Genomic DNA, 1,395 nt, shown 5'->3' with positions numbered 1-1,395 from the left:
TCTTTTCCTCACACCTTTTTGGCTGTAGGGATGTCTTCTAGAGGTAACCAATTGCCTAACTCAAGAACAAGTCTGGCAACTGCGGACTTCGGTGAAGACATGATGTGGAGATTATGATACAGCCGAAGTCCACATCCTCTTGCTGTCCGGCCTGCCCTACAGTTAATGCGGTGTCCCCACATCTGTGGCCAAGACATGGGTATCTGTTCCCGCCATTCTCACACCTACACCGAGCCTGTGGCAAAGACCTGGGCAGATCTCACGCAGTGCGCTTTTTGTAGCCCATGGCCTCGTCTTAAGCTCAACCTCAAGCTCTTCAATGCCAGCATCCTTATCCCCACAGAGGAGTTGATTATTCTTATTCAATGAAGGGATCCACCGTAGTGGATCCCTGCCTGGCAATTTGGCTGTAAGCGTGAGGAGCTAGGAACTAGAAAGTAAACACAGCTCGCAAAGCCCCCACGCCAATGGTTGGGTCGTTGTCTCCAGGTCTGCCGCCATTGGGGTTGCTCACAAAGTAGGCAGCAGGCGTTAGAGTAATGTACTCGTTGACCGGGAAGCTGTAGTAGACGTCCACAACGAAGGGGCGAGTATCCCACACTCCGTCGTTGTCTGTGGTCACGATTGGCTGCCCAAATACAATCCCACCTTTGGCACCCTCCACGAAGAGGTCGGGGAAAACAAAGCCAAGGAGGAAACCGTTAAAGTCTTCCTCTCCCGGATCCACAGTGCCAGCCGGTACCACATTGGGCAGGTTGTAATCCACATTGCCAGCCGTAAACCAGCCAGACAAGGTAATGCGAGGGCTGATCTCCCAGTTGGCTGCGAACGTAAAAGCATTCACCCGTGCAGAGACATCTACCCGAGTTCTTCTTACCGGTCCACGGAAGAGACTTTTACCCGTGGCCAGGAAGGTGGGGCCGTCGTTCGCCTGCTGCAGGTAGGTGGAAGCAAACTGAAGGTAAAACTCCAAGCCCTTGGTTGGCAAGAAGCCCAGCTCGACGGTGTGAGCGCTATCATCACCTGTCAAGCCACTGTCGCCAAAGCCTCTCCCCAGAGCTTGACCTCTTCTGGTGCTGTAGGCGTAGGCTAAACGAAACTGGTCGCTCAAACGGTAGCGAAAACCAAATAGGGTTCCGCTGGGCACATCTGCCGTAGAGTTGGGAGCATCGGCAAAGTCCGACAGGGCATCAAAGGGCGTGCTGTACTGCAGAACGCTCGACACTCCCGTACCCGTAATGCCCGTGTAGATAGTAGCAGCGCGGTCGAAAGCAGGGAATTGATAAACCAGCTGGGCAAGGGTGAAGGTACCACCCGCACCCCCCTGGAAGCCAACGCCTGGGTCACCCTCAAAGAAGGTGGTTACCGCATCGCGAGCTTGGAGACGAATGCGCA

The 1,395-nt window shown here is 54.4% G+C and carries 1 pseudogene; it reads right to left on the bottom strand.

The window, feature by feature from the left end:
* Positions 1 to 430 precede the first annotated feature (430 nt).
* Positions 431 to 1,395: pseudogene (locus NW818_RS12015) on the bottom strand (S-layer protein); the annotation flags it as partial.

The sequence above is a fragment of the Synechococcus sp. R6-5 genome (assembly GCF_047461775.1).
In the GTDB taxonomy this organism is placed as follows: domain Bacteria; phylum Cyanobacteriota; class Cyanobacteriia; order Thermostichales; family Thermostichaceae; genus Thermostichus.
This window is presented reverse-complemented; position numbering and strand designations above follow the sequence as displayed.